This window comes from Halovenus anhuiensis (assembly GCF_037080055.1).
GTDB lineage: Archaea > Halobacteriota > Halobacteria > Halobacteriales > Haloarculaceae > Halovenus.
This window is the reverse complement of sequence record NZ_JBAOJI010000014.1, coordinates 1-23565: the sequence shown is the minus strand read 5'-3', so window position 1 is coordinate 23565 and position 23565 is coordinate 1. Positions and strand designations below refer to the sequence as shown.

Annotated in this window: 20 protein-coding genes and 2 pseudogenes; 10 read left to right on the top strand and 12 right to left on the bottom strand. The window is 49.2% G+C overall.

From position 1 onward, the window contains the following. Positions 1-143: 143 nt before the first annotated feature. The 3 genes from V8P86_RS18245 to V8P86_RS18235 form a co-directional block, all read right to left on the bottom strand. Positions 144-497, bottom strand: coding sequence for a hypothetical protein (locus tag V8P86_RS18245; protein WP_336328723.1), 354 nt, complete (start codon positions 495-497; stop codon positions 144-146). Between the two features lie 199 nt (positions 498-696). Continuing rightward, on the bottom strand, positions 697-1200 hold the full coding sequence (locus tag V8P86_RS18240; RefSeq protein WP_336328722.1) for a hypothetical protein: 504 nt from the start codon (positions 1198-1200) through the stop codon (positions 697-699). A 98-nt stretch (positions 1201-1298) separates the two neighbouring features. Further along, positions 1299-1613, bottom strand: a complete 315-nt coding sequence (locus V8P86_RS18235; RefSeq protein ID WP_336328721.1) for a hypothetical protein — start codon at positions 1611-1613, stop codon at positions 1299-1301. A 244-nt stretch (positions 1614-1857) separates the two neighbouring features. Between V8P86_RS18235 and V8P86_RS18230 the strand changes: the two genes are divergently transcribed. Next, complete coding sequence (locus tag V8P86_RS18230; RefSeq protein ID WP_336328720.1) at positions 1858-6582, top strand: AAA domain-containing protein; 4725 nt, start codon at positions 1858-1860, stop codon at positions 6580-6582. A 104-nt stretch (positions 6583-6686) separates the two neighbouring features. On the opposite strand, the gene V8P86_RS18225 is transcribed toward V8P86_RS18230, so the two are convergent. The 3 genes from V8P86_RS18225 to V8P86_RS18215 all read right to left on the bottom strand — a co-directional run bounded on the left by V8P86_RS18225 (position 6687) and on the right by V8P86_RS18215 (position 8443). Beyond that, positions 6687-7217, bottom strand: coding sequence for a TATA-box-binding protein (locus V8P86_RS18225; RefSeq protein WP_336328719.1), 531 nt, complete (start codon positions 7215-7217; stop codon positions 6687-6689). Between the two features lie 94 nt (positions 7218-7311). After that, complete coding sequence (locus V8P86_RS18220; RefSeq protein ID WP_336328718.1) at positions 7312-8007, bottom strand: competence protein CoiA family protein; 696 nt, start codon at positions 8005-8007, stop codon at positions 7312-7314. A gap of 148 nt (positions 8008-8155) precedes the next feature. Next, positions 8156-8443: a hypothetical protein gene (locus tag V8P86_RS18215; protein ID WP_336328717.1), complete on the bottom strand. Its 288-nt coding sequence runs from the start codon at positions 8441-8443 to the stop codon at positions 8156-8158. Positions 8444-8670: 227 nt separating this feature from the next. Between V8P86_RS18215 and V8P86_RS18210 the strand changes: the two genes are divergently transcribed. Further along, a complete protein-coding gene (locus V8P86_RS18210; protein ID WP_336328716.1) occupies positions 8671-9024 on the top strand; it encodes a hypothetical protein in 354 nt (117 codons plus the stop codon). A gap of 246 nt (positions 9025-9270) precedes the next feature. On the opposite strand, the gene V8P86_RS18205 is transcribed toward V8P86_RS18210, so the two are convergent. Then, on the bottom strand, positions 9271-9969 hold the full coding sequence (locus V8P86_RS18205; protein WP_336328715.1) for a winged helix-turn-helix transcriptional regulator: 699 nt from the start codon (positions 9967-9969) through the stop codon (positions 9271-9273). Positions 9970-10563: 594 nt separating this feature from the next. Beyond that, positions 10564-11595 (bottom strand): metallophosphoesterase family protein, encoded by a 1032-nt coding sequence (locus V8P86_RS18200; RefSeq protein ID WP_336328714.1) that lies wholly within the window; start codon positions 11593-11595, stop codon positions 10564-10566. A gap of 122 nt (positions 11596-11717) precedes the next feature. On the opposite strand from V8P86_RS18200, the gene V8P86_RS18195 reads away from it, so the two are divergent. Then, positions 11718-13826, top strand: a complete 2109-nt coding sequence (locus tag V8P86_RS18195) for a minichromosome maintenance protein MCM (RefSeq protein ID WP_336328713.1) — start codon at positions 11718-11720, stop codon at positions 13824-13826. Positions 13827-14021: 195 nt separating this feature from the next. Here the strand turns inward: V8P86_RS18195 and V8P86_RS18190 are convergent, their stop codons facing one another. Next, positions 14022-16343, bottom strand: a complete 2322-nt coding sequence (locus V8P86_RS18190; RefSeq protein WP_336328712.1) for an AAA domain-containing protein — start codon at positions 16341-16343, stop codon at positions 14022-14024. A 120-nt stretch (positions 16344-16463) separates the two neighbouring features. Between V8P86_RS18190 and V8P86_RS18185 the strand changes: the two genes are divergently transcribed. Then, positions 16464-17561, top strand: a complete 1098-nt coding sequence (locus tag V8P86_RS18185) for a competence protein CoiA family protein (RefSeq protein ID WP_336328711.1) — start codon at positions 16464-16466, stop codon at positions 17559-17561. 357 nt (positions 17562-17918) lie between these two features. Here V8P86_RS18185 and V8P86_RS19015 read toward each other — a convergent pair whose 3' ends face one another. After that, positions 17919-18098 (bottom strand): hypothetical protein, encoded by a 180-nt coding sequence (locus tag V8P86_RS19015; protein ID WP_442909430.1) that lies wholly within the window; start codon positions 18096-18098, stop codon positions 17919-17921. 87 nt (positions 18099-18185) lie between these two features. Here V8P86_RS19015 and V8P86_RS19010 point away from each other — a divergent pair. Continuing rightward, positions 18186-18309: pseudogene (locus V8P86_RS19010) on the top strand (transposase); the annotation flags it as partial. Positions 18310-18466: 157 nt separating this feature from the next. Here V8P86_RS19010 and V8P86_RS18175 read toward each other — a convergent pair. Together V8P86_RS18175 and V8P86_RS18170 are read right to left on the bottom strand one after the other, a co-directional pair. After that, positions 18467-18838: a hypothetical protein gene (locus tag V8P86_RS18175; RefSeq protein ID WP_336328709.1), complete on the bottom strand. Its 372-nt coding sequence runs from the start codon at positions 18836-18838 to the stop codon at positions 18467-18469. Positions 18839-19051: 213 nt separating this feature from the next. Beyond that, the gene (locus V8P86_RS18170; protein WP_336328708.1) at positions 19052-19795 is read right to left on the bottom strand and encodes a TrkA C-terminal domain-containing protein; all 744 of its coding nucleotides are present in this window, start codon (positions 19793-19795) and stop codon (positions 19052-19054) included. A gap of 248 nt (positions 19796-20043) precedes the next feature. On the opposite strand from V8P86_RS18170, the gene V8P86_RS18165 reads away from it, so the two are divergent. The 5 genes and pseudogenes from V8P86_RS18165 to V8P86_RS18145 all read left to right on the top strand — a co-directional run. Then, positions 20044-20394 (top strand): hypothetical protein, encoded by a 351-nt coding sequence (locus V8P86_RS18165; RefSeq protein WP_336328707.1) that lies wholly within the window; start codon positions 20044-20046, stop codon positions 20392-20394. Position 20395: 1 nt separating this feature from the next. Continuing rightward, positions 20396-20833, top strand: a complete 438-nt coding sequence (locus tag V8P86_RS18160; protein ID WP_336328706.1) for a universal stress protein — start codon at positions 20396-20398, stop codon at positions 20831-20833. Positions 20834-20871: 38 nt separating this feature from the next. Then, positions 20872-21558 carry a potassium channel family protein gene (locus V8P86_RS18155; protein WP_336328705.1) on the top strand — a complete coding sequence of 229 codons (687 nt, stop codon included), beginning with the start codon at positions 20872-20874 and terminating at the stop codon, positions 21556-21558. A gap of 25 nt (positions 21559-21583) precedes the next feature. Further along, positions 21584-23143, top strand: a complete 1560-nt coding sequence (locus tag V8P86_RS18150) for a TrkH family potassium uptake protein (RefSeq protein WP_336328704.1) — start codon at positions 21584-21586, stop codon at positions 23141-23143. Between the two features lie 194 nt (positions 23144-23337). Then, a pseudogene (locus V8P86_RS18145) lies at positions 23338-23565 on the top strand (TrkH family potassium uptake protein); the annotation flags it as partial.

Genomic DNA, 23565 nt, shown 5'->3' with positions numbered 1-23565 from the left:
GGAATCCCACGGTTTCAGCCGTGGGAGGATGTCAACAAGAAACGAGGCTTCGACTTTTGAATGGTTCTGGTCTTTGTCAGCGCAGCCGTGCTTGGCATTCGAGAAGCAATCGGTCACCCACTTCACCGATTACTTTGACACAGTTAGACTGCCGATTTGCCGTTCAGTTCTTGATCCAAGCGGATCACATCAACATTTGCGTTCGATTCACAGTACCGCGTTGCACCTTGAGACAATGGGCCTTCGGCAATGATCAGCAGTTTCCAGTTATCACCGAGAACGTAGTCTTCCAATTTTTGCACGATCATATCGGTCGTTTTCGCCTGGTCGAGGAGATATTCTATTTGGTATCGGCGCTCATCTGCATATTCTAGAACTGCAGTATAGTGATCAGGAACGACAACCTCGGTTAGTTCACAGGCGCGATAACGGGCTCCGATGGTGCACGTTGCTCTTGTAATCGTCTTCGGGGTTGCGCTGTTGACGCCCGAAGACATTAGATCCGAGAGAAACAACTCGCCTGTCGAGACTGTCTCCGGTTCAGCGACCGTTACAGGGAATTTTGAGTGGGATTTGGCGAGCATCCAGCCTTCAATTTCGAGCTCTCATATTTAACCCCAACTTTATACTTAGCTAACACTACTCTGTAGCTACTACTCAACAAACCTCGGTCGACTCTCCACATGCCTAGGAAACCTAATCAGCACGGGGCTCGTGAAACCTTGCAAGCGGGTCATCCATCGTGATGATGTTCTCAATAATCTCCAAGTCTTCTTCGGGAAAGGAGATGGTGTCGACTGTTTCCCAAATCGTCCCCACATCGCCGTTATCCGCAACACCAAGAAACGCCATCCGTTGGCGTTCAATCTCGGTTTCAGAGTCTTGCGGGAAGCGGAGGACGTATCGACGCTCTCCGACCACCGAGAGATCCTCAACGTAGAGGTCCCCCATTGATTTTGTCTCATTCCGAGGGTCAACGAGCGGCATTTGCGCAGCGAACTCCTCACGATCAACAGTGTCGTCTTCTAAGACAATTTCTTGGATGATACGATCTGCAACGGCCTGTTGTTCGATGTAGTCTCCCAGCGTTTCACGGGCTTCAGTGAGTGTCGGAGCCGTCCGAACGATGGCGCGGACCCGTTCGGGGTTCAGGTCGGCACGATCCTGTAACGCCTCGGAGATGAACCGGGTTACATCCATTCGGATTTTCACGGTTGGAGAGATTTCATATAAATCTACCTTTTTAACCAATTTCTAGCCGACTCGTGGTATCGAGAGTAACCGAAAACTGGCGTTCGTCAGTCGTCTGTGTCGATTTGTTCGTCGAGGATGATGACGAGAACACGCTCACCGGCGTGCTCTTCTGTCCCGATATTGATCGAGCCGTCAGACTGGACGTAGGTTTGTCTCCGCTCTTTGCGGTTGCCATCAAAAGTAGTGGTGTTGAGTTGTCCTGGCCGGGTGAGCGATACCCATGCGGCTGTGTGGTGGGTCAGGTCAGTGACGTGATCGACGTATCCGCTGTCGTTGACTTCTGCGACGTGTGTTTCGAGAACGTCAGCATCGATTCCATCCTTGTATCGGGGAGTCAGATCGTGGCTTGTGTTTGGCATCTGTTTACTCTGATCGAAAGCAACTGAGCGTAATCAATTAAAGGCTTGGTCAAGGGTAGAACGGGACGTGAAATCACAAAACGGCGGTCAAGAGTAGTCTAATCTAACTGCAAAATTAGTGAGGGATTCTCTCTTACTGTCGAAGCATAATACGACGTTTAGTTTATACTGGTTGCCGAATAAAACCGTCTAAGATGATTCACGCAATGCGAACCAATACTCAAATTTATACGGGTGTTGATTGATGTCTGCTAATGATTCTACACCTCTCAGACAGTCGCTTCAACTCTCTCCTTCCGTTATTGCAGAATACATCGGTCAGAGTCAGTGTAGCCGATATGCAAAACACGTCTTTCAGGATATTGACCGATCTGTCCGCTACGATGGTGAGGACTATGATGAGGCTTTCAACCCGCTTAATATTCTTCTTTCAAAAGCTGGTGACCGGTTTGAGACAACTGTGTATCGGAATTCAAAAGCAGATGCACGCCGCGTTACAGAGTGCGAAGAGTCTGGTGAGGATGAATTTTATCGGAATCACTCGGAACTCCTTACAACGATCGAAGAAGCAGTTTCAAGCGACGAAGCATGGGATGACTCACCGGTTCTGTTCTATCAACCAGGGTTATCCGGGACAATCTGCGGCTGGGATGTCCAAGGAGATGCTGATCTCATCTATATTTGGTCCACCTCAGAGGGAGCTGAAATCCGCGTAATTGATGTGAAGCGAACAAGTGAACAGAAAGTCTATCACCAAATCCAGGCGGCGATTTACATTGACCTTCTTGATAAGCTTTTGCAGCGAAGTACACTCTCTGTTGACACTGAACTTGGGAGGGGCGACCGTTCGATGCCCGACGAAGACCATTCTTCGACTCGGGGGGACAAAGATAGCGTATGTCTCTCTGGTGGCATCGTCACGTGGGAGTCTGACTATCAGACATTCACAACGGAAGGGTTGCCGTCTTTCGCTGTTGAGCCGCGGATTATGGATATTCGCCGCCTCTTGTCCGAGGGCGGACCGATTGAAACTGCTCTTTCTACGCCACTTGAGGAAGCCCCTCATCAACTCGATCAAAAGTGTGCGCAGTGCCCTTACAATGAAGGCTGTATTTCGGATGCCTTTGCTGAAGGGAGTGTCAGGTTGCTTGGGTTGAGTGTAGCGAAACAACGCCAGCTCAAATCTGCGACATCGCAAAACATTGAGACTGTTTCTGATCTTGCTAGCCTCGGTTCAACGCCGAGTACTGATGACTGGAAACCGACGACGTACAAGCTTCCGTTCGGGATTGACCGCGAATTAGAGGCTACTCCTGGGATCGGCGAAGAACTCACTCAACTTATTTATCGAGCAGATGGCCTCCTCGATACATTCAACCCAGAGTCAGACGGTCCGAGCGACCGGCCACGAAACTGGATTCCCGGTACAGGGTCGTGCTCGCTTCCAGATGATAATCCCGGAGAAGACACCGATTTCGATCATGACTATCTGCATGGCTCGATGGTCCGAGTGTATTTGAACATCCAACACGACCATCTCCGTGACCGGGTCATACAAGCAAGCGCCCGCGTGACAGCAACAGAAAGCACCACGGAGCCGCAGCGAGTGTCTGCGATTAGTTCAGGGGCCTCAGACGACATTGCAACTGCGAACGAACACGAAGAAGCCCTTCTCGACGAGTTTACTGCTGACTTGTTTGATGCCATCCAAGATGTGGCAGAAGGCATTGAATTCCCGGAGGGTGGCCCTCAGAACCCACCGCTGCACTTCTACACATACACTGACCAGGAGATTGAGGCGCTTACTGAGGCTTTTGACCGCCATTCTGCGTCTGCCCGGATTCAAGCTCTTCGCTCAACTATCGAGGGAGTGGACCGAGAAGATGATTCTATGGTTTCTACGCTCCGCACGGAGATTACAGACCACATTATTCTTGAAACGCCGTCGCCAGGGCTTGTTCACGCGTATGAGGAACTTTACCCTCCGTCTGAGAGTTATCGAAAATCCCATCGAACTGAGGACTGGCAGTACACGCCAGCTGACTCTGAAACGGAGTATGACTTACGGCATGTATTTGACCGGCGACTGTTTGATATTGATGTTGCTGCTGATCGCAAGGGAGACCGAATCGTTCCAGATATAGATGACTACGATAGCGTTGATGGTGTTAATACACGGATGCGGATTGGTGCCTCAATCCCGCTGGGATACCTGTGGTCAGCTGTCGGTCGAATTGATGATGACTGGGCAGCTGAAGTCGATGACACTGTACTCGCGGAATTTGAGTTAGATAACTATCGGTACCGGACAAACAGTACGAATGAGGAGCTCCAGCCTGCTGACCTTCTCACGCTTGGACGGCATTTCTGCGACATGCTTGAACACGTTGAACGATCGCTTGTGTATTCAGACGCGACGTTCACGAAGACTCCTTATCCAGTAAATGAACTGGCAGTAGATTCGTTTGAGTCGCCATCGCTCGCAACTGGGGCGAGAAGGTATCTCGTGGAGGAATATCGAGCAAGCCGTGAAGAAACATACAACACATACCGGTTGTTTGAACGGCAGCGGATTGTCTCGGGTGAATCAATCCCAGTCAAAGTCGACGATATCGAACAGGTGTCTCGAAGGGATTTGCGAGTGGAGGGGACACTCAATTATCACGGCGTCTTTAGCCGAAATCACGAAACGATTCGCTCGGCCTGTAGCCAGACCGGAAACGACGGTTCATCAAGTGGCTCTTGGATGGTAGCAAACGAATTCCATCCATCCACTCCCTCCTCGGACGTATCTAAACCCCGGGAAATCGAAAGCGGTGCTAACGCAACTGTTGAAGAACTTTCTCCGACACAAAATAGTATCACATTCACGCTCCAGAATTTCTTTGGCCCGGCTGGTGACTTCGGGGAGCGACACGATACGTGGACGAGAAATAGTAATCGGCGCGGTGAAGATGACTACCTCTACGTTGAGGAGGGCAAAGATCTCATTCTTGATCCGAAAACCGATGATATTACGAGCGGATGGACTTACGACGCTCTTGAACACGCAGACACAAACGGCATACACAGCCGATTAGAGGCTGTTCGCCACGGCGACCTGCACAACCCTCAAACAAGCGTATTCCAGAACTCGACAATCACCGTAGAAGCAAGTTGGCTGGATGAGCAAGAGGAGCAGTCTCCGATGGGTGTTTTTGCGCAGTGGCTTTCTGAAGAAGTTGATGCAGACACGTACCCAAGTTCTCAACAACAGGAATTCATCACCGAAGACGACGCTCAGTTTGTTTGCCTTCAAGGCCCGCCTGGTACTGGAAAAACGGCTGCAACGATGGCTCCCTCGCTTCTTGCACGAGCTTATGCAGCGACTGCCGATGGCCATTCTGCCAACATGCTCGTTACTGCTCCGTCAAACACGGCGATTGATCAATTACTGGAGGACACAGCAGAGTTGCTTGAGCAGGCAGAGTCCGATGACGCTCCCTTCGCATCGCATGGTGATGTTGAATTGGTCCGAATTGGTTCTCGTAACGGGACAGGAGAGTCAAACGTCACGTACGCAGATTACAATAAAGATGCTCACGAATCTCGTATTGATCGGATTTGTGAGCGGTTGCACACAGATACGCATACTCATGAGCGGACAAGTGGGGACGGAGTGGCTGGAAGCCCTGGTGGAGACGAGCAACTTTCGTTGTCATCGTGGAGTGATTCCTCTCAGAGCGGCGATGAGGGCGGTGCTGATGCAGAATCTGACTCAGCTAACGAGTCGGAACCACCGATCACGATTGTCTTTGCTACCGTTCCCCGGAGTTGGAATTTCTTAAAGCGATACACACCGGGGTCACAGCCAGATACGGCGGAAGTGGCCGCACAGTCTGTGTGGGACGTGATCGCTTTTGATGAAGCGTCGATGCTGGAAATACCGCAGCTGCTCCATGCTGGAGTTGGATTTCGGGAAGGGGGGCAAGTGTTGGTTGCCGGTGATCACCGACAACTTCCACCTGTCCAGAAAGCAGATTGGGATGACGTACGCCGCCGGGATATTCGTGAGACAGCTGCTCACTTGTCGGCTCTTAATTACTTCCGCTTACTCCGCGGCATTGATGTCTTAGATGAGGCCGAAATGGACGGCTTCAAACATGATTGCGATCGAGAGGCTGTTTCTATTCCGCTTATCCAGCTTGATACTACGTTCCGATTTGATGAGCAAGTTGCCTCTCTGATGCAACGTACGTTGTACTCGAAAGATGGAATTCCGTATCAGGCTAACGAAGAGTTAGCTGGGTACGAGACAGACGATGCTCCTCCAGACGTTCTTAAAACCGTGTTCAGCGGCGAGACAAGTGTTGCATTAATCACGTACGATCCAGTGGTTGAGCATCAGCAATGGAACCCGATTGAGAGTATCATTACACAGTCGCTGATTCCTCATACTGACGAGGATACTGAAATTGGTGTTGTGACACCACACAACGCCCACCGTGGGCATCTCCATTCACATCTCCCAACCAGTCGAAGAACCGATGCGGATGGCGGATGGCGGTCGCTCCCGGGTAGAGACACGCAGATTGAAACGGTCAACAAATTCCAAGGGGGTGAGCGGGATATGATGGTAGTTAACGCGACGGTTTCAGATCCGTCGTATATTGATACAGAAAGTGATTTTCTGCTTTCGGAAAAGCGGATCAACGTCTCGTTGACACGTCACAGTGAATTGCTCGTTGTAGTTGTTCCAAACACCATTCTGGGGTATATCCCAAGCGATCCAGATCTGTACGAAGAAGCGACGATTTGGAAGGTGCTTGCCGCTGACCTTGGAGAAGCTCCGACATCTAATGTTGAACCGGACTGGTCTGATGATTTGGGAGCGTTTTTAGCTGATACTGACTGGGAGAGCGAAACAGTTCCAGACTTCTTTATCAAGGATGAACTCCTTCCATTGGAAGTCTCTATTTACACTCTTTGACACCGTTTTTTGCTCTCTCTCTCGGCTGAATTAGTTAGGTATACTGTTTGTCGATAGCCCTTGTGTGGTATTCTAAAAGTGGCCGTTACACGATCATTGTGATCTCAATCAAAAAAGAAATCTGGCCCCTGCATAATGCGAATCGCATCTTCGAACGTCACTTCATCAGTTAGTCCCAGATTTTCCAATCGCTGACAGGCTGATTCTATTGCCGAAGTACAGTGTTCTTCGCTTTCACCCACCGAAACAATCACATCGTACCACCACACAAATACTGTCGCACCTGATGTGTTCACAGTATATGTTAATGCCGGGAAAGACTCTGGATCATACCTGACTTTCTCTGTGCCGAGTCCGATCGCTATTGCATTAAGATTTAATCTCCCATCAAATTGCCGTACAGCTACCGTGTCTGACTCGTTCAAATTTTCTAATTCCTCGGGTATCTGCATTTCTCCCCAAATCTCGGGATGATCTCTGATATCGTCCCCCTTCTCAGCCTCGTCGCTGTAAGTCTGCCAATCAATGACAATACTCCTATCTAACTGTCGATCCGTCGGTAGGGACATGAGGAAATCAAACAGCGGTTGGGGGTGTTCACAGTCGTTCTGTTGATCGGTGTTTCTATTTGCCATATTGCGCTAATTATCGCTCTTCTTGTAAATACTTCATAGCTTGAAAATCAGTCAGTTGATGACTATCTTCTATGTCTCCAGGATTAATCTACATTCACCTGTAGGGGTCTTTCATAAAGCTCCATCGTCGCTCTGAAACGTCTGTCCGAGGATTTGGATACCTTTGATATTGCTCAAGTGAATCTGGCATCAGGTCATCTCCGAAACTGTCCGGTGGCCGATAACGAACGCTGTAGCCAACTTCAGGAAACCCTCGAAGACCTTGGTGTCTTGTCAGTGCAAATCGCTCCTCAATGGTTTCATAGCGAAGGATTTCATCTCCAAAATCGGATGGTGAGAGCCAGACAACTGAATAATCCGCTTGGATGTAATCTGAAGTAGTCTTTCGAATATCCTTCTCTTGGTTTTTGTGCTGGACTTCAATGACTAACCCGCTACCGAAGAATTCATTTCGTGCCTCGAATTCGATCAACGCATCTGCGATTCGCCTATTTGCATCAGTTTCAGAGAATGTAACCTCAATCGGGATTTCTGCACCACAGCGAACGATTTCATCGCCCCACTTTTTCTGGAGTGCTTCGACGGCTAGCGCCTTGCACTTGTAATGTATATCTGATTCGCCCTTACTCGAACAGTCAATTTCAGAGTCCCGATGATAGAAATGTCGGGCTATTTCATTGCCCTCCCTCGGAAACATTGTTCCGCCACACTCAGGGCACTCTACGCCCGTTCCATTGTCGACTTCAGCTGGCACAACCACTTTTTCATTGACTTTCCCTCTGAACGGCATATCTTCGATGTAATAATCAGAACACTATAAACTTTCAACGCTTGAAGTAGCAGTCAGTTCAGACTGGGCCGACGGCACGCGGATTTGTGTGCGTCACGTTGCTGCCCGGCTGGTCCTAACTTGGAGGCGAAAAGCGGCGAGCAACTACCTATCTCATAATAAAACGACTCGAATCCCCTGACAGCATCGCCTCTGTCCCTCGCTTCTTCTCAACTGCGTCTGTGAACTTCTCATCTCCGAGAAGCTGACGAGCTGTCTGCTCTGCAACAACACCATCATCGTAGAGATCAAGAATCCGAGCCTGTTCTGGTTCGCTGAGATGCTCTCGGAGAAGTTCAATGACTGGTCGTTCAATTGATTCTTCTGTTACTTCTTCGGCGGTTCGAACCGCGGCTGCGAGTATTGCATTTTTCCGTTCTTCAGTCAGGTTGTCCATATCGTTTCTTTGAATTCACAACATCTTATTCCTGTCACTCTGTGGTCGCTTTCGGGTCAAGAGAGGACTGCCGGTTATGCTAAAATAATGAGGATCATTAAATATTTTTTAGATGTTCGTGCAAACCTCGCTGAGAAATACACAGTCAGGTGGACTGTGTACTCAAACATCAACGGGTCTACAGAGAATCCGCTTATATAAGTAACTATGTGAATAAACAGATATGTATGAGCAGGAAATTACTGAATACCCTCAGCCGGGGTCTTATTGTAATTGAACAGATTAAGAAGAGAATCAGTAGCAAAGTGTCGAAGTACTACTCGGGCGGCGGAAAAATACCAACGGAATATCTTACCAGGACCGGTCCACGGATCGAGACCACAATCAATTGTACACACTGCGGTAGCGAATGGACGCTCACGGTTCCTGAAATACTTCTGGTCATCGAAAACACCACGCATGACAGCTGTGGTAACGAATTAGAAAACATTCTCCTTACTTGGGATGATGTGGATGTGGAGGTGGGATCAGTTGAAGACGAGCCTAAACTTGAGAAAACGTCTGGCAGTTATAGAATTTAGCTGATCGCAGGCGCTAGCCTACCTTTTCCCAAGGAAGCGGCGTCAGCGATTGAGTAGGTAGGGCGAGTTCACTAAGTAGTTTCTAGTCAAAGCGGAGTCTGCGGTATGCTGTTTGGATGACCGTTCCGTTTTAGTTGCGAACGACAGGAAATGTGCAGGACATTGTTATCACAAGAGCTTCTCGGGACGATCTGTTTTATTTCCGATAGCGTACAAAATCATATGTTCTGGGAAATTTGCTCTAACTCACTTCGCAGCGATGTATTTCATCGACACACCGCCTAACGTTTTATAAAGATATCCTTGCTCCGATAGTTTCCGTAGTGTGGATTTCTTTGGGACAAAAATCTCCTGGTGTTCATCAGCTCTTGATTGGATTTCTCTCAGGGTGATTCCCTCATCACCACCTAACTCTGCGATCAGATCATAGACCTCTCGCCTATCATCATCCAATGAAGCTAAATCGGGCGTGGTAGGCACATCGGGGTCGTCCCGAAGCTCGAATAGTTGTTTTTCAGAAATGTCATAAGAATGGACACGGGGATATTCCTGCATACTACCTATATCACCATATGCCCAAGAAACGAAATCGGAATAGCAGGGCCGACAGAGAATGTAGAAGTCCGCTATCGATTCCTCTGTACTCCCGTCTTCAAAGTAAGTATCGTACTCAACCTTCGCAAAATCATAACCATCGGTTGTGTGGCCGCACTTGTGACAGGTATGTTCTGGTTTTTTGTGGGGTGGGAGATCATCAAACGGTATGTAGTACGCTGCTGCATTTCCGATCTGTGCCGTCTCAATACGCCCATTTTCGACCATCTCGGAAACGTGGTTATTGATTGTATTGACTGACACATCTAGTTCATTAGCAAGGTCTTGCGCTGAAAGAGCTGGCTTATTGGTATTCCGCAACACACTCGAAATCTGAGCTTTTTTGCCCATGCTCTATCGGACAGGTGCGAAATACTTATTTCTTATTCTCTATCGAATAGTTAGCAGTCTATGAACCAGAACATCCCTATTTGGGTGGGATTTGTGATCTTAGGTTAATAGTATTTGAACTTGAATAGACGCAGGTTACGCCGAATGCCGTCTGAGAGTGAATCTTTGGAAAGATCCGCGACCTGATGAATATTTGATTCATTTCTCGAAGCTATTTTCACGATTTCTGCCCGGTAGATCGTCCTCAAACTCGACTCCCATGCACATGAGAGGGAGCATTCGCAACGAGACCGCTCTGGTCTGGTCACGAATGACAGAAAATATGCATGGGTTTGATCCGGAGAACTTTGACCTGCAAGAATCCTAACGGCATTTGTCTAAATTATTATGTTAGAACGCTGTATTCGGATCAATATCGGACCTGATACAAACTTTGAGTAGCCTCTCACCACCCGGTTACGACCGACACAAGACCAATTACAGTGCTACTCCCAGATAATCTGCTAAATAGTATTGAAATAGTGGATAAAGAATCCGGAGTTAGGGTTGATCCGGATAGACATAAAAATTGTTCAAATCGGGTGTTCAGTGGTGCTAGAGAAATTCATACCTTCCTATGCATTCCTTCACCTGTGTCCTTGATACACCTTCCTCCAATAGTTCTTCAGCTACGGATCTTCTATCTATGTGCTCTTCTGACTCAATCATTCTCTTAGCTTGGACTACTTTTTTGAGTCTGTCTTCCCTTCTCACTGAGCCATTCTCATCAGATTCGTACTCAATTGTTTCTTCAATTGAAATTACTTCCTGTGAACGTTTACTTCGGTAAAGGTCTGTCTCATCTTGTATAATATCACAATCACCCCTATCCTGAGTCTGGTCAAGATCAATTTTCGTATCAGTATTAGCGGTATTCCTGAAACGGAGTTTCGTTGACCCTCTTTCAGAGTTATATCTAAGTGAATTTACTTTTGGTTGAATTGTTACTATATTTCCCCTATCAATGGATACAAACATTGAACCATCTAGCTCAAATGCGTTTGTTCCGAAGTGTCCAGATACGATAAACTGTGTATCGATATCAAACAACCAAGCTCTCCTTCGAGAGTTTGCATGAGCTAAGACAATGTCGTATTTCGAGTCAAAAACATCGCCTAATTGCCGTGCTTTACCGAGTCTATGAGTGAATTCAAACGGAACCCCTGCGATTCTTACTGAGTCCCGTAAAACCTCGTCGGAAAGCCCCGTAGTCTCATGGGGGGATAAGATTCGATCTCCCGTGAATATCACTTCCTGTCCTGAGATTTCCTCAGTAAATGCTCCGTATGTTAACTCATTTACTATATCATCATACTCCAACTCAGCGTAGAGACAGTCAGCAAACTCCACATCTTCCATGTTGAGTTCGTTGTCATGATTTCCGCTTATCATGCAACAGTATATTTCGTTGGCCCGTAGGTACTCCAAGAGGGAGGCAAACTGATTTATTTTTCCGTCATCACCTTTTGTGTCTGAGAGGATATCACCCGCTAGCAAAATCAATGACGGCTCTCTCCGCTCGATTTCATCTATGAGATCGTGCAATTGCATATCCAAGTGAAGATCACTCACACATAGAATATTCATGCCACCAACTATTGGTATGGTATTCAAAAAGCATTGGGCGGATCGTAATCTGACAGAGATTGTCCAATTCTACTTTCACTTCATGGTCATCCCTTATTTGCTGGTGGGGCATAATCGAGGGTATGCCACGAGCGGACGACACCCAATTAATCGATTCTTTTGAGGAGTTCTACAGAAGTTACTACCGTAACGAAATTGCCGAACTTGCACAGAAATACCCCGACGAGCAGAAATCACTGTACATCGACTGGCAGGATTTGTACCGGTTCGATTCGGACCTATCTCAGGATTTCCACAACAAGCCGGACCAACTCCGGCAGTACGCCGAGGAAGCTCTCCGGCTGTATGATCTTCCGGTGGATGTCTCGTTGGGGCAAGCCCATGTTCGAGTTAGAAACCTTCCAGCGACGACTGAAATCGGCGAATTGAACTCAGACCACCGTGGAAAGCTGATTGCTGTCCAAGGAAGTGTAAAAAAAGCAACTGCGGTTGAGTCGAAGATTACAACCGCAGCGTTCGAGTGCCAGCGCTGTGGAACTCTTACACGGATTCCTCAAGAGGGGGAGGACTTTCAAGACCCGCATGAGTGTCAAGGGTGTGAGCGACAAGGTCCCTTCCGAATAAATTACGATCAGTCGGAGTTCATTGACGCACAGACACTAGAGATTCAGTCTCCCGTTCGGGGACTTCGAGACCAGGACCCGGAACGGATTCAGGTACATATTGAAGACGATATCACCGGGACTGTTTCTCTCGGAGACCGGGTCGAAGTGACGGGTATTGTCAAACTGGATCAAAAGGGAAGCGAACGAAACCGGAGTTCACGGTTTGGAATGTATTTGGAAGGCTTGACTGTTGATGAAACGGAGACCGAATACGGCCACGTCCAGATTACAGACGCAGAGAAAAAAGAAATCGTCGAACTCTCGAACCAATCCAATCTGTACGAACAGATAATCGGTTCAATCGCACCGACCGTTCATAACCACGAGACAGGGAAGTCTATTCTTGCCCACCAACTATTCAGCGGAGTGACGAAATTCTTCCCAGACGGAAGCCAAACCCGAGGGAATATTCACTCACTCTTTGTGGCTGATAGCGGCACATACCAAACTATCAAAGAGATGATTGAGCGTGCAGCTGAGCTTTCTCCACGGGCAGTGAAAGCCTCCGGTGCTGAAACGTCTGGTACGGGCCTTACAACGACAGCATATCCGTCAAGTAACAGTAGTGGCGGTAGTCCATGGGAAATTGAGGCTGGCCCCCTGATCGAAGCAGACCTAGGCCACGCTTTTGTTACAGACTTTGATGATCTTGGCAAAGAAGCAGAAAGTAGCGTAGAGACAGTGTTACGTGAACAATCAATCGACGCCAGCAAAGCAACAGAGTCAGTCTCACTCCCCGCAAGAACGAGCGTCTTCGGGGTGACAACCCCGGTATATGGCCGATTCGATGACTTTGAACCTCTGGCTGAACAGATTCCACTCTCGGGGGAAGTAACAGGTGCATTTGATTTGGTGGTCTTGATCTCTGACAACCCGAATAAATCAAATGACGAGGAGGCAGCAAGCCATATTCTCAAAGCCAGTCGGGCAGGTGAGGTAAACAGACAGGCTGAGCAGTCAGAGGTATCAAACTATACTGAAGAAGAAGTAGAAACCTTGAATTCCGAGATTGAATCAGAGATCGAGACCGATCTACTTCGGAAATACATTGCTTACGCACGCCGGAATTGTTATCCAACAATGACCGAGGAAGCAGAATCCAGCATTCAAGAATACTACGTGGAAACTCGGTCGCAGTGTGCTGATTCAGATCTCCCGACGCCGGTCACCGAAGAAGTGCTTGATACACTCGTAAGGCTATCTGAAGCAAGTGCTCGGATGCGGCTGTCTGATCGTATCACTGAAGGGGATGCTGAGAGGGCTATTGGAATTGTAGAGACTTATTTGAAACAGGTCGGTGTTCCTGAAACGGGAGAACTCGACGCAGATATGATTGAAACAGCGACGGACGGAAACAACGTAGATGACTTGGATTTCCAAGACTGGCTAGCAAATCTGATTGCTACTATCGAAAACGAGTACGACGAAGGCGCTCCAGTGGATGTTATTGTTGAACGTGCCGAAGAACAGGGGGCAGATGCGCACAAGGTTGAAGAGGGTATTTCTGAATTAAAAGTGGATGGAGAGGTTTACGAACCTCGAAATAACCATCTCCGGACGACATAGTTCCAAGAGAAACGAATAGATGAACTCTATGATGACCTAACCTCACAGCCAGAGGTGGATGAAAAAACAGATGAAAACGAAGACTGATCGTGACCTAGTTTTTTAGTAACCGTGATTCTGTAAGCATTCTCACTGTACACACCAATTACCACTCTTCCGGGCACCCAATGCACTCAAAATTACTCACGGACCCCATTACCGAGAGTTTGTCACCAAAGCGTCTTTTTCTTCAAGATAATCTTTAAGTCGGTGAAATGTATCAGCACAACTCTCTTCCTCTTTTCTGAACTCTGCAGTATTCGTCAGCGTGTTCCAGTCACCAATTAAAACAAGTCTCTTCTTCGCTCTAGTGAGAGCTACATTCAGGCGCTTACGCCCTTCATCAACTGGATGTTCGAGAAACCCAGAGTTGTGACTTGGATTCGACCTGACAAAGGAAATGATAATCACCTCACGCTGACCTCCTTGGAACTTATCGATAGTCTCAACGTCTATAGCACTAGCAATATCTTGATCAAATTCTCTCCGTATTTCGTCTCGGAGATGTTTCCTTTGACCACTATAGCCAGTAATGATGCCGATATCTTCTGGATTAACACCCTGTTGGAGCGACTTGCGAACTTGGACGAGAACATATTCAGCTTCTGTTGGATTGTAATAAGAAGAATCCGACTCTTCCTCATTCCCAGAGTCATCTATCCCCAGTATGGGATCAAGGCCATCAATCGACCAATCTCGGTTTTCTCTTCCATGTTCAAGTTCTCCTTCATAGAACTCTCTGCTAGCAAATTCCGCTATTTGTTCATTCATCCGATACTGGCGATGGAGAGTTTGTGAAATGTCAGTCCCATAGACGTTCAGAAGATGTTCAAACATCGACGTGTGCACTCCTTTTTCGCGCATTTCTGGATCAGATACAAACGGAGGGAGTTGTTTGTGATCACCCGCAAGGACTGTCCTAAGACCATACGGCTGCGGATATTCTCCCTCATCATCTATCCGATGCCCCCACCCAAAAGGCACAGCCGTCGCAGGGCCAGAGGCTTGTGTTGCTTCGTCAATCACAACCAAATCAAAATCAATGTCGGTATAATTGTCTATTGCAGCCGCTGAGTTGGTTGTTGACGCAATAATATCGGGACTGATGTCTGTGTCTGAGATATACTCGGTCCGTCTGAAATAGTTCTTTGAGACGAATGAACTCACATTCTTTCTTGAACTCCCAACTCGCAACAAGGAGATGTCATCATCTCCAATGCTCTCTACAATATTATGGAGGGATGCGGGATCAATCTTTGAATCTGTACTTTCACCAGCGACGATGTTATCAACAGCTTGGTTCGAGTGAGCACAGACCAACACAGTATCCCCTTGCTTGGTCGCATGTGCAATGATGTTTACTAGGGTCCGGGTCTTACCAGTACCCGGAGGGCCGTGAATACAGAAGACATCGTCTGTTCTTAAAGCTGCTTCAGCTGCCCGTTCCTGATACGTATTTAGCTCTAAGAATTGTTCAAACTTCACATCAAGCGGTGAAGTGAATGACACCTCACGATTCCCCTTCAGCAAATCCCGATATGATTCCGCACTGTTGCTAAACGCGTTATATTCTCGCTGTTCCGCAATTCCCTTTGTAACCACGTGGACCGCACATTCATCAAAGTCAATTGATGACCTATCGTGAAGATCACGAACTCCAAAATCTGGGTCGATATAGATCTTGTCTTTACTTATTTGTTCGATTATCCCATCAACATACTCGTCACTACGTGGTTCCTGATCGGGTATTAAAAGGACCGTATTCCCCTCGTACACTCCGTATACATCTTGTACCGTATTTCGGCGACGATGATCAGATGGGTCTGGGAGAGGGAGATGGACTGAACAACGGATGAGCCCGTCAGTAACTGTTACATCAGCTGCCGCGATCTCTCCATCCATAGATTGCTCAATTTCAATATCCTCTTCAGGAATATTATCTAATTCTCTGGAGTGTTCGTGAACGAGTTCTCTCCGCACGAATTCTAATGTTTCATCAACATAGCGATTGTACTCTTCATCGCTAAGTGGTTGCTGTGGAACAATGGAGTCAAATCCATACGGCGGTCGGTCGTCAATTAATTTTTCTTCAAAAGTGCCCTCAGAGATACTGAAACGACAGTCCCAGAACCGGAGTCGATATGCCAACCCAGACCGTTCAGCATTTTCTAGTTCGATAAACTCATTCATTCCATTGTCTGCATTGAAGTAATGTAACGCCTCACCATACTCGTCCTTTCGATACCCAATAAACTCATTTGTCAATTTTGGGCTATCTACTTCGTGTACTGGCAACATAACCATCTCTCCAGTACCGAGCCCACGTCGCCCAAATGCAGCGATTAGATGGTCTAGTGCGACTCTCGGAGAATCATCATTCCAATGATCGCAGTGTTCAGCCTCGTCTTGCGATAACTGTAGTTGGCCTGGTGAGACAGATCGAGTCCGCTCCGCAATCACATCCAGATAAGTTTCCATCAACGTATGATAAATTTCTGGGAAAATAAAAGATTAAGGGGTGTCTCCAGATGACAATACCACCCATGAGGTCCTTTGAGAGGTAAATTAATTGTCCAGACCCTCTAACTCATAGCTATCATGCCTTTCGTTGGGGAAATATCTGGAGACCGTGTTATTCCAGAAGAGGTACCTGATGGAACTGACGTGGCGTGTCCAGCCTGCGGAGAAAAACTTCGTCCACGGGGTCCGTTTCGGGATGGTACTGCTCGGCATTTTTATCACACTTCGAATTTTGGAACATGCAGCGGCGGGGAATCAGAAACACACCGGAAATTAAAATCACTAGCTGTCTCAGCACTCAGAAATCAGTTCAACGATATAGCTGAGAAAATCAGACCAGAAGTGGCTATTGATGTAAGCGAGACCCCAACTCAAGTTGATCAACGACGCGCAGATGCACTGGTTCAATTCCGATCAAGGCATCAAAGATACGGACAGGGACTGGCGATTGAAGTCCAATATCAGAACAATCAAAAGGATATTAGAGGGGTTACGCATGATTACCTCACCAACGATCTCAGCGTCTTCTGGGCAGATCAGCGCAATTTTCAGGAGGATGTGTTTCAGATTTCAGATTTGATTAATGCGTTCGATAGCGGAACGAGTAGCACTAATGCATTTGCCGCACCCCGTGATCCGGCCCCTCCTGTTGTGGATCATGGGGATCAAGGTAAACTATCACATAGTGGGTCAGAGAAAGAGGGTGAATATAATCGGTGGACACCCATTGATCCTAATCCTGCCTGCCGACATGAAATCATAAAAAGAGGCGTATTTGATCTTTGTATCCGTTGTGGGCTGAAAGTAGAAGACCGGGTGTACATTGAACAAGCGGACCGGTATGAGAGGAAAAAGGAGCTCGGCCTGCTTGGAAACTTTACAATGGAATACGTTGCTGATAGACGTTCACTTCAGGAAGATAATATTGATTTCAACGTGATTGATCGTGGAGAATCGCCCAGCAACCACGCCCATAATTGGCGGAAACGTAGTGACAACTGGGGGTACGAAAAGCACCAGTGCTCCTGTGGGAGTACTCTTGTCGTCAAAGAAGATGAAATTATCATTGATCATTCTTTATCGGGAGAGGACAGTTGCCAACACGAGTGGGAGGTGAAGACCACAAGCAAAGTGTGTACAAAGTGTGGCGAGGAGCGGAAACCGTGGGACGAGTAGTGGATATCTCTCGGCAGTAACTCGTTTTCGGTTGAATTTTCGTTCCTGCGCACGAATTTCAGCTAACGGACAGTTCAATCGGTTGCTTTTCGGCGTAGATCGGCGTTCTAAAGCCTGATAACTGGGTTTCTCGTGAACGTTTTGACCGGCATTCGCAACTCCACAACCTCGGAGGATGGTTTTGATGTGTGCCTTTATTTCACAACTCAAGCCGCTGAACAACCACTCAGTAGCGATGCGAACTGGCCGCTGACACTATTGTCACTTTCCAGTAGTGGTAGAAGAGGCGTGCAAGATACATAGCGCAAGTCGGTCACCGGTCGACATCCCCTCGGATTATCCTACTGATCAACCAACTCACGAGGGTGGTTGCTCCACTCGTGTCTCCCGGAACTCGTCGTCCTCGTACTGTGGGTAGGTCGCCCGACATCCCGGGCAGCGAGTCACCGGTACGTTTACCGCCGCTACCGCCCGCGGAACGGCCGGCGGGCAACTCGTAAATACCGTCTCATCTGCGAGTTCGTCGACGAATATCATCTCTTGCAGGAACCGTGGATTTCCGTGTTCGTCAAGTACCAGACTGTTGAGTGTGTATAGTACCTCTTCGATGCGACCCGCCGGCTGAGTCGGCCCACGGATGGCGGTGATAAGGAATAACACCTGGTTGGCACAGCCAGCAGTTCACCTGTTCGACCGTAGTAGGTGTTGTTTCGCCTCACGAGAACAGGACATGAACCGCGAACATTAATATCCCAACGGCTGTCGGGAATCCTCGCTCTTCAGAGCGAGAGGATCTCAACTGACTAGGGAGCGAGCCGATAAAATATGCCGAGGAAAGACGGTCAAATCCGAAAGCACACCGAGTCGAAAAGAAATGGGCTTTTTGAAAATGTTCTCTTCTCAATTCAGAGCCAGTTCGACAGGAACGCAAGACATGACGGGAGAAACACTCGCAGGGCAGCCCCACCGAACCCGAGCCCGATGTAGCTCATCAAGAGAACAAACTGCGACCGCTCATCTTCGAATCCCGTGAGCAAATAGTACAGGATGAGTGACGCCGTAGTCTGAACAACAAACAGGGACACGAGCGTGCCTATCAGCACAAATTCCGGGTCGTCCGTCATCGAGAGGAACTTTTCTGGTGCCCATCGACTCTCGACGAGGGTCAGAACACCGCCAATCACAATATACCCCAAGAACGTAACGGCGCTGATGAGCATCCCCCAAGTACCCCAGATGGCACCCCGGCGGAACCAACGCTCTAGGATATCCGCCAATCGAGCGAGCCTCGATCTCGGTGGAATATCTGTTGACATCTCTTATCGGATAGTTCACTCAGAGGACCCCGAGTCAATGTCCTCCCAAACCTCCAGACAGTCTTCACAGAGCCGGCCGGTGAAACCGTCAACGTCGTGCCGCTTGACGGATTCATCCGCGCCACATCGTTCACATTTCATACTTATTTCCCTCGGTCATGTCCGCTCGCACGCTCACTGTGTCCCAAAGACTTCCAGTGACTTCTTTTCCAGTGGGCCTTTTGAAAACAACGAGACAACATCTCCAGTCTGAATAGCGGTTTCGCCTTTGGGCGTGAGCATGTCTCCTTCTCGTTCGATACTGATGACGAGGACTTCGTCAGTCAGTAGCCCGCCTTCGACGGCCTCTTCGATGGTTTTACCCGCAATCTTGGCACCCTCAGAGACAGTAAACTGGACAACTTCCGCATCCCCAGCGAGACTCATGAAGTCTGTCAGTGACGGTCCCGTTGGAACGTCTTCTGGCCCAAACGGATTGTACGGCGTGTGATACTCATCCTCGATCACATCTTCTTCTTCAATCTCCAATCCGAGATCGGCAAGTTCGCTTGCGATCTGGTTGATATCCTCCGTATCCGAGCCGACTACTGTTATCACCACATTTCCAGAGCCAGACATCAACTCCCGTGCTTCGATGACACCGGAGATTTCCAAGGCGGACTGGGCGAGTCGCGGTCGGTCCGGAATGGGGGCGCTACAGCGGAAGTGATAGGTGACGTATCCGTCAATCGCCTTGTAATCAATCTCGGCGGGATAACCCTGCAAGATCCCTCTCTCTTCGAGCTTTTCGATTCGATTTCGGATCGTTGCCGGTGTCACCTCTACCTCTTCGGCGATATCTGATGTCTCTGTATTTTTCGCATCGAGTGCGAAATAATAGAGGATTCGCTTATCAATTTCGTCGATCCGATTGCCCATACCGGGACTACGATTTGGGGACATATTGGCTCTTTCGTGTCTGCATTCGAGTTAGCAGTATACTTCGCCCCAGATAAAAATTATGCCACATTATTTTCGCTGACCGAAATTAACTCGAAATACTTATGTGTACAGGCAAATGGATGGTTCTGTAGGTAGATTCGACGACAGCAACAATCTCGTCCGAAAACCACCGCGTTAGGCATCGCAGCTGCGTGGATTCCCGACGAAACGACACAACTCAAACCATGACCCCAGCAAATCCTGAACCCTCGGACAAGGTTCCCGAAACGGTTGCCACTGCACTCGAAGAGAGCAGTGACAATCAACTCAGGGAGATCATCCATTACGCGCAGGCACTCCTGCGAGAGCAGCCACCGCTGACCGACGAGATCGAGTCGCGGGAGGGAGAGGAACTCGTTCGTATAGAAGACCACGGAGCGTACACCATCGTCGTCGTGAGACGCCCGGACGCAACGGGCGAAGCACGCGGCCCCTTTGCATACAGGGTAAAATGGGAAGATCGACCCGGCAACGAGGACGGCAAGTACCGGTGGCATTATCTCGGAAGACTCCACGGCGAGAACGGGGGTGGCTGAGATGGATCAGTCACTGCTTCAGCGAATTGTCGTCCCAGTTGCTAACCGCAAGGATGCGGCGGCAACTGCTGCTGCGCTCGCCTCGCAGGTTGAGGGGATGGATTGTGCTGTGATTGCTGTCCACGTCATTGAGCGGAATCCCGGAACAGTTGATAAAGCGTCTCCCGAGCACCGCAAACAGAACGCCGCGGAGATCTTCCGTGTCGTTGAAACTGCATTGAAAGAGACCGGGATCTCGGTTGAGTCGGATCTTCGGTACGGGAGAGATATCGCTGGCTCGGTCATTGAGGCAGCTCACGAGAACAACGCGACCGGGATTGTGTTCACTCCGCGCGGAGCAAGTCGCTGGGAGAAACTGTTGACCGGCGACGTAACGCACAAGCTCGTCGAAAACAGCGATATTCCGGTCGTGGTACTCCCAGACAACGAGGACGGATAGTTTCGATTAGACCGAATATACAATCAAATAACACACAGATGTACATTATCATTGTTGGCGCAGGCGACATTGGAACGCCGTTGATCGACATCGCAACTCGGAACGGAAACGAGATCGTCGTAATCGAGAAGAACAAACAGCGTGCCGATGAGATTGCCAGCACATACGACTGTTTGGTACTCAACGCGGACGCAACCACGAAGGAGACGCTGGCAGATGCCGGCGCTGAACAGGCAGACGGCATCATCTCGACGACCGACCAAGATGCGACGAACGTCATGGTCTGTCTGCTCGCGAAGGAGTTCGAGATTCCATCGATCACCTCGGTCGTCCACGACACGGAGCACATGGGGCTGTTCCGGCAGATCGGAGTCAACACAATCGAAAATCCTCAACAACTCATTGCAGGACACCTCTATCGAGCGGTTGCACGGCCAGCAATTGTCGATTATATGCGGATCGGAGAGGAAGCAGAAGTGTTTGAGATTACGGTCACGGAAGATGCTCCTATCGCTGGGAAAACCTTGACCGAAGTGGGTGAGGAGGACCTCCTCTCTGATGATGTCCTGATCGTTGCCATTGAAAGGGAAGGCGAAGACAAACCGCAGACACCGAGAGGGGAGACGCGCATTGAGGCCAACGATCTGCTGACAGTGTACTCGGCAGCTGGAGCAGACCCGAGACTCACAGATCTATTCGGCCACTACGAGGACCACACGGCGTAATCAACTGTCACAGTATTTGAAAATCATGTTGCGAATCGATACAGAGACTGTCGGACACGATGTTGGTCGGATTGTCCAAGCCGTCTCGTTAATGATGGTCGTCTCTATCCCCGTCGCTGCGATCAACGCCGAGTTCTTCGCCATTCCATCCTTCCTTGTCTCTGCGATTGTGATGGGCGGCATCGGAACCGGACTTGTCTGGTGGTTTCGTGGCGCTGACCCGCCAGAAAAGCGCGAGGCGATGGTTACCGCAGCGACTGGCTGGGCCGCAATCGGTGTCCTCGGAGGATTACCGTTCTTACTTATCGCGTGGACGATCCAGATCGATCCGTTCCCGGCCTGGATGAACACGCCGGCGATGGACTCGACGACCGAAGTGTTCCTGCGGCCTCTAGACGGCGTGTTCGAGAGTATGAGCGGATTCACAGGGACGGGACTCACTATGGCGACGACCGAACAGCAACTGCCACGGTCGCTGCACTGGTGGCGGTCGTTCACTGAGTGGATCGGTGGTGTGGGAGTCATCGTGCTAACAGTCGCTATCCTCGCTCGTGGTGGCGGCAGTAGTGGGTCGTACACGCTGTACGAGAGCGAAGCGCGCTCGGAGAAGATCCATCCGAGTATCGTGACGACAGTCCAAGAGATCTGGAAAATCTTCGTCGGTCTCACGGTCGGATCGATTGTATTGTTTCTACTGGTCGGAATGGAGCCGTGGGGAGCGCTCAACCACGCGATGACCGGTATCGCAACAGGCGGATTCTCGGTCTGGGGTAGCTCGATTGGATACTATAATAGCCCGCTAATCGAGTATGCGGTCGTCCCCGTAATGGTTGCAGGGAGTATCGCGTTCCCAATCCATTACCTGATCTTCAAAGGCGAGCTTCACAATTTCTATACTGATCTCCAGACCCGGTGGGTATTCATCTGGTTCACTATCGGCTCACTCGCGCTAACGGCGATTCACTTCGCGAACGGACAATATGCGACACTGGAAGAAACCTTCAGAATCAGCCTCTTCCAGTTCGTTTCCGCCACCTCGAACACTGGCTTCGGTACTGCCACAATCGGGAACGGTGCAGGCGAACCGGTCTGGAGTGCCGGCGCGACACTGCTAACCTGTATCGGGATGCTCACCGGCGCAGCGGCCGGGTCGACGGTGAGTGGGTTGAAACTCATCCGCGTCATCACGCTCATCAAGGGAACTGCGTGGCAGATCCGCGATGTGTTCCAACCACAGAGTGCGATTCGGTACCTTCAGATCGGCGACCGCAAACTCAGCGAAGCGCAAGCGCAGCGCGAGTACACCGAAGCCACGGTCGTATTCATCCTCTGGCTGATGTTCCTCGCAATTGGAGTTGCCTTCCTGCTTCGAGTTCTTCCCTCGGCGACACCGCTGGAGTACGTCATCTTCGATGTGATGAGTGCACAGAGCAACGTCGGACTTTCTGCTGGCGTTACCGGACCAACGATGCCGAAACCTGCCAAAGTAATGCTGATAATCAACATGTGGGTTGGGAGACTCGAAATCATCCCGATTGCGGTACTGTTAGGAGCGATATTCCAGCGATTCAATCTGTACCGATAGGACCAAACTGTCTTGGTCTAGCTATTCCATCTTTACATCTGAAAACCAAGACGAGGAATCAATTCAAAGCTATTCTCTCCGAACAAGTGTGATCCTCAGGACTACTTGTACCGTTTCATCACAGTCGATTGATTCTGGACTTGGTACCCGCCAAGAAACACGCTTTTGTACGCTGCACATCACTGGTGAGGCAGATGCGGTTACGCGTCAACTGGCGTCAAAGTGTTGCGCTGACAGGCACTGTTGTAAAATATCTTGCCGCGGCCATGCTCCTCCCACTTGCGGTGAGTCTCATGTATGGGGAAGACACATTGGTGTTTCTCGCTTCAATCGTAATCACCGTTGTAATCGGATTTCTCTTAGAACAGCTCGAATCCGATATCGATCTCGGCCCGCGCGAGGCAATCCTGTTCGTCTCTCTC

Coding starts and splice junctions, on each gene's coding strand:
- V8P86_RS18235 (WP_336328721.1), bottom strand. CDS start 1,613: ATGCCAAACACAAGCCACGATCTGACTCCCCGATACAAGGATGGAATC.
- V8P86_RS18210 (WP_336328716.1), top strand. CDS start 8,671: ATGAGCAGGAAATTACTGAATACCCTCAGCCGGGGTCTTATTGTAATT.
- V8P86_RS18215 (WP_336328717.1), bottom strand. CDS start 8,443: ATGGACAACCTGACTGAAGAACGGAAAAATGCAATACTCGCAGCCGCG.
- V8P86_RS18155 (WP_336328705.1), top strand. CDS start 20,872: ATGTACATTATCATTGTTGGCGCAGGCGACATTGGAACGCCGTTGATC.
- V8P86_RS18190 (WP_336328712.1), bottom strand. CDS start 16,343: ATGGAAACTTATCTGGATGTGATTGCGGAGCGGACTCGATCTGTCTCA.
- V8P86_RS18185 (WP_336328711.1), top strand. CDS start 16,464: ATGCCTTTCGTTGGGGAAATATCTGGAGACCGTGTTATTCCAGAAGAG.
- V8P86_RS18160 (WP_336328706.1), top strand. CDS start 20,396: ATGGATCAGTCACTGCTTCAGCGAATTGTCGTCCCAGTTGCTAACCGC.
- V8P86_RS18220 (WP_336328718.1), bottom strand. CDS start 8,007: ATGCCGTTCAGAGGGAAAGTCAATGAAAAAGTGGTTGTGCCAGCTGAA.
- V8P86_RS18245 (WP_336328723.1), bottom strand. CDS start 497: ATGTCTTCGGGCGTCAACAGCGCAACCCCGAAGACGATTACAAGAGCA.
- V8P86_RS18230 (WP_336328720.1), top strand. CDS start 1,858: ATGTCTGCTAATGATTCTACACCTCTCAGACAGTCGCTTCAACTCTCT.
- V8P86_RS18240 (WP_336328722.1), bottom strand. CDS start 1,200: ATGGATGTAACCCGGTTCATCTCCGAGGCGTTACAGGATCGTGCCGAC.
- V8P86_RS18195 (WP_336328713.1), top strand. CDS start 11,718: ATGCCACGAGCGGACGACACCCAATTAATCGATTCTTTTGAGGAGTTC.
- V8P86_RS18225 (WP_336328719.1), bottom strand. CDS start 7,217: ATGGCAAATAGAAACACCGATCAACAGAACGACTGTGAACACCCCCAA.
- V8P86_RS18200 (WP_336328714.1), bottom strand. CDS start 11,595: ATGAATATTCTATGTGTGAGTGATCTTCACTTGGATATGCAATTGCAC.
- V8P86_RS19015 (WP_442909430.1), bottom strand. CDS start 18,098: ATGATATTCGTCGACGAACTCGCAGATGAGACGGTATTTACGAGTTGC.
- V8P86_RS18165 (WP_336328707.1), top strand. CDS start 20,044: ATGACCCCAGCAAATCCTGAACCCTCGGACAAGGTTCCCGAAACGGTT.
- V8P86_RS18150 (WP_336328704.1), top strand. CDS start 21,584: ATGTTGCGAATCGATACAGAGACTGTCGGACACGATGTTGGTCGGATT.
- V8P86_RS18205 (WP_336328715.1), bottom strand. CDS start 9,969: ATGGGCAAAAAAGCTCAGATTTCGAGTGTGTTGCGGAATACCAATAAG.
- V8P86_RS18170 (WP_336328708.1), bottom strand. CDS start 19,795: ATGGGCAATCGGATCGACGAAATTGATAAGCGAATCCTCTATTATTTC.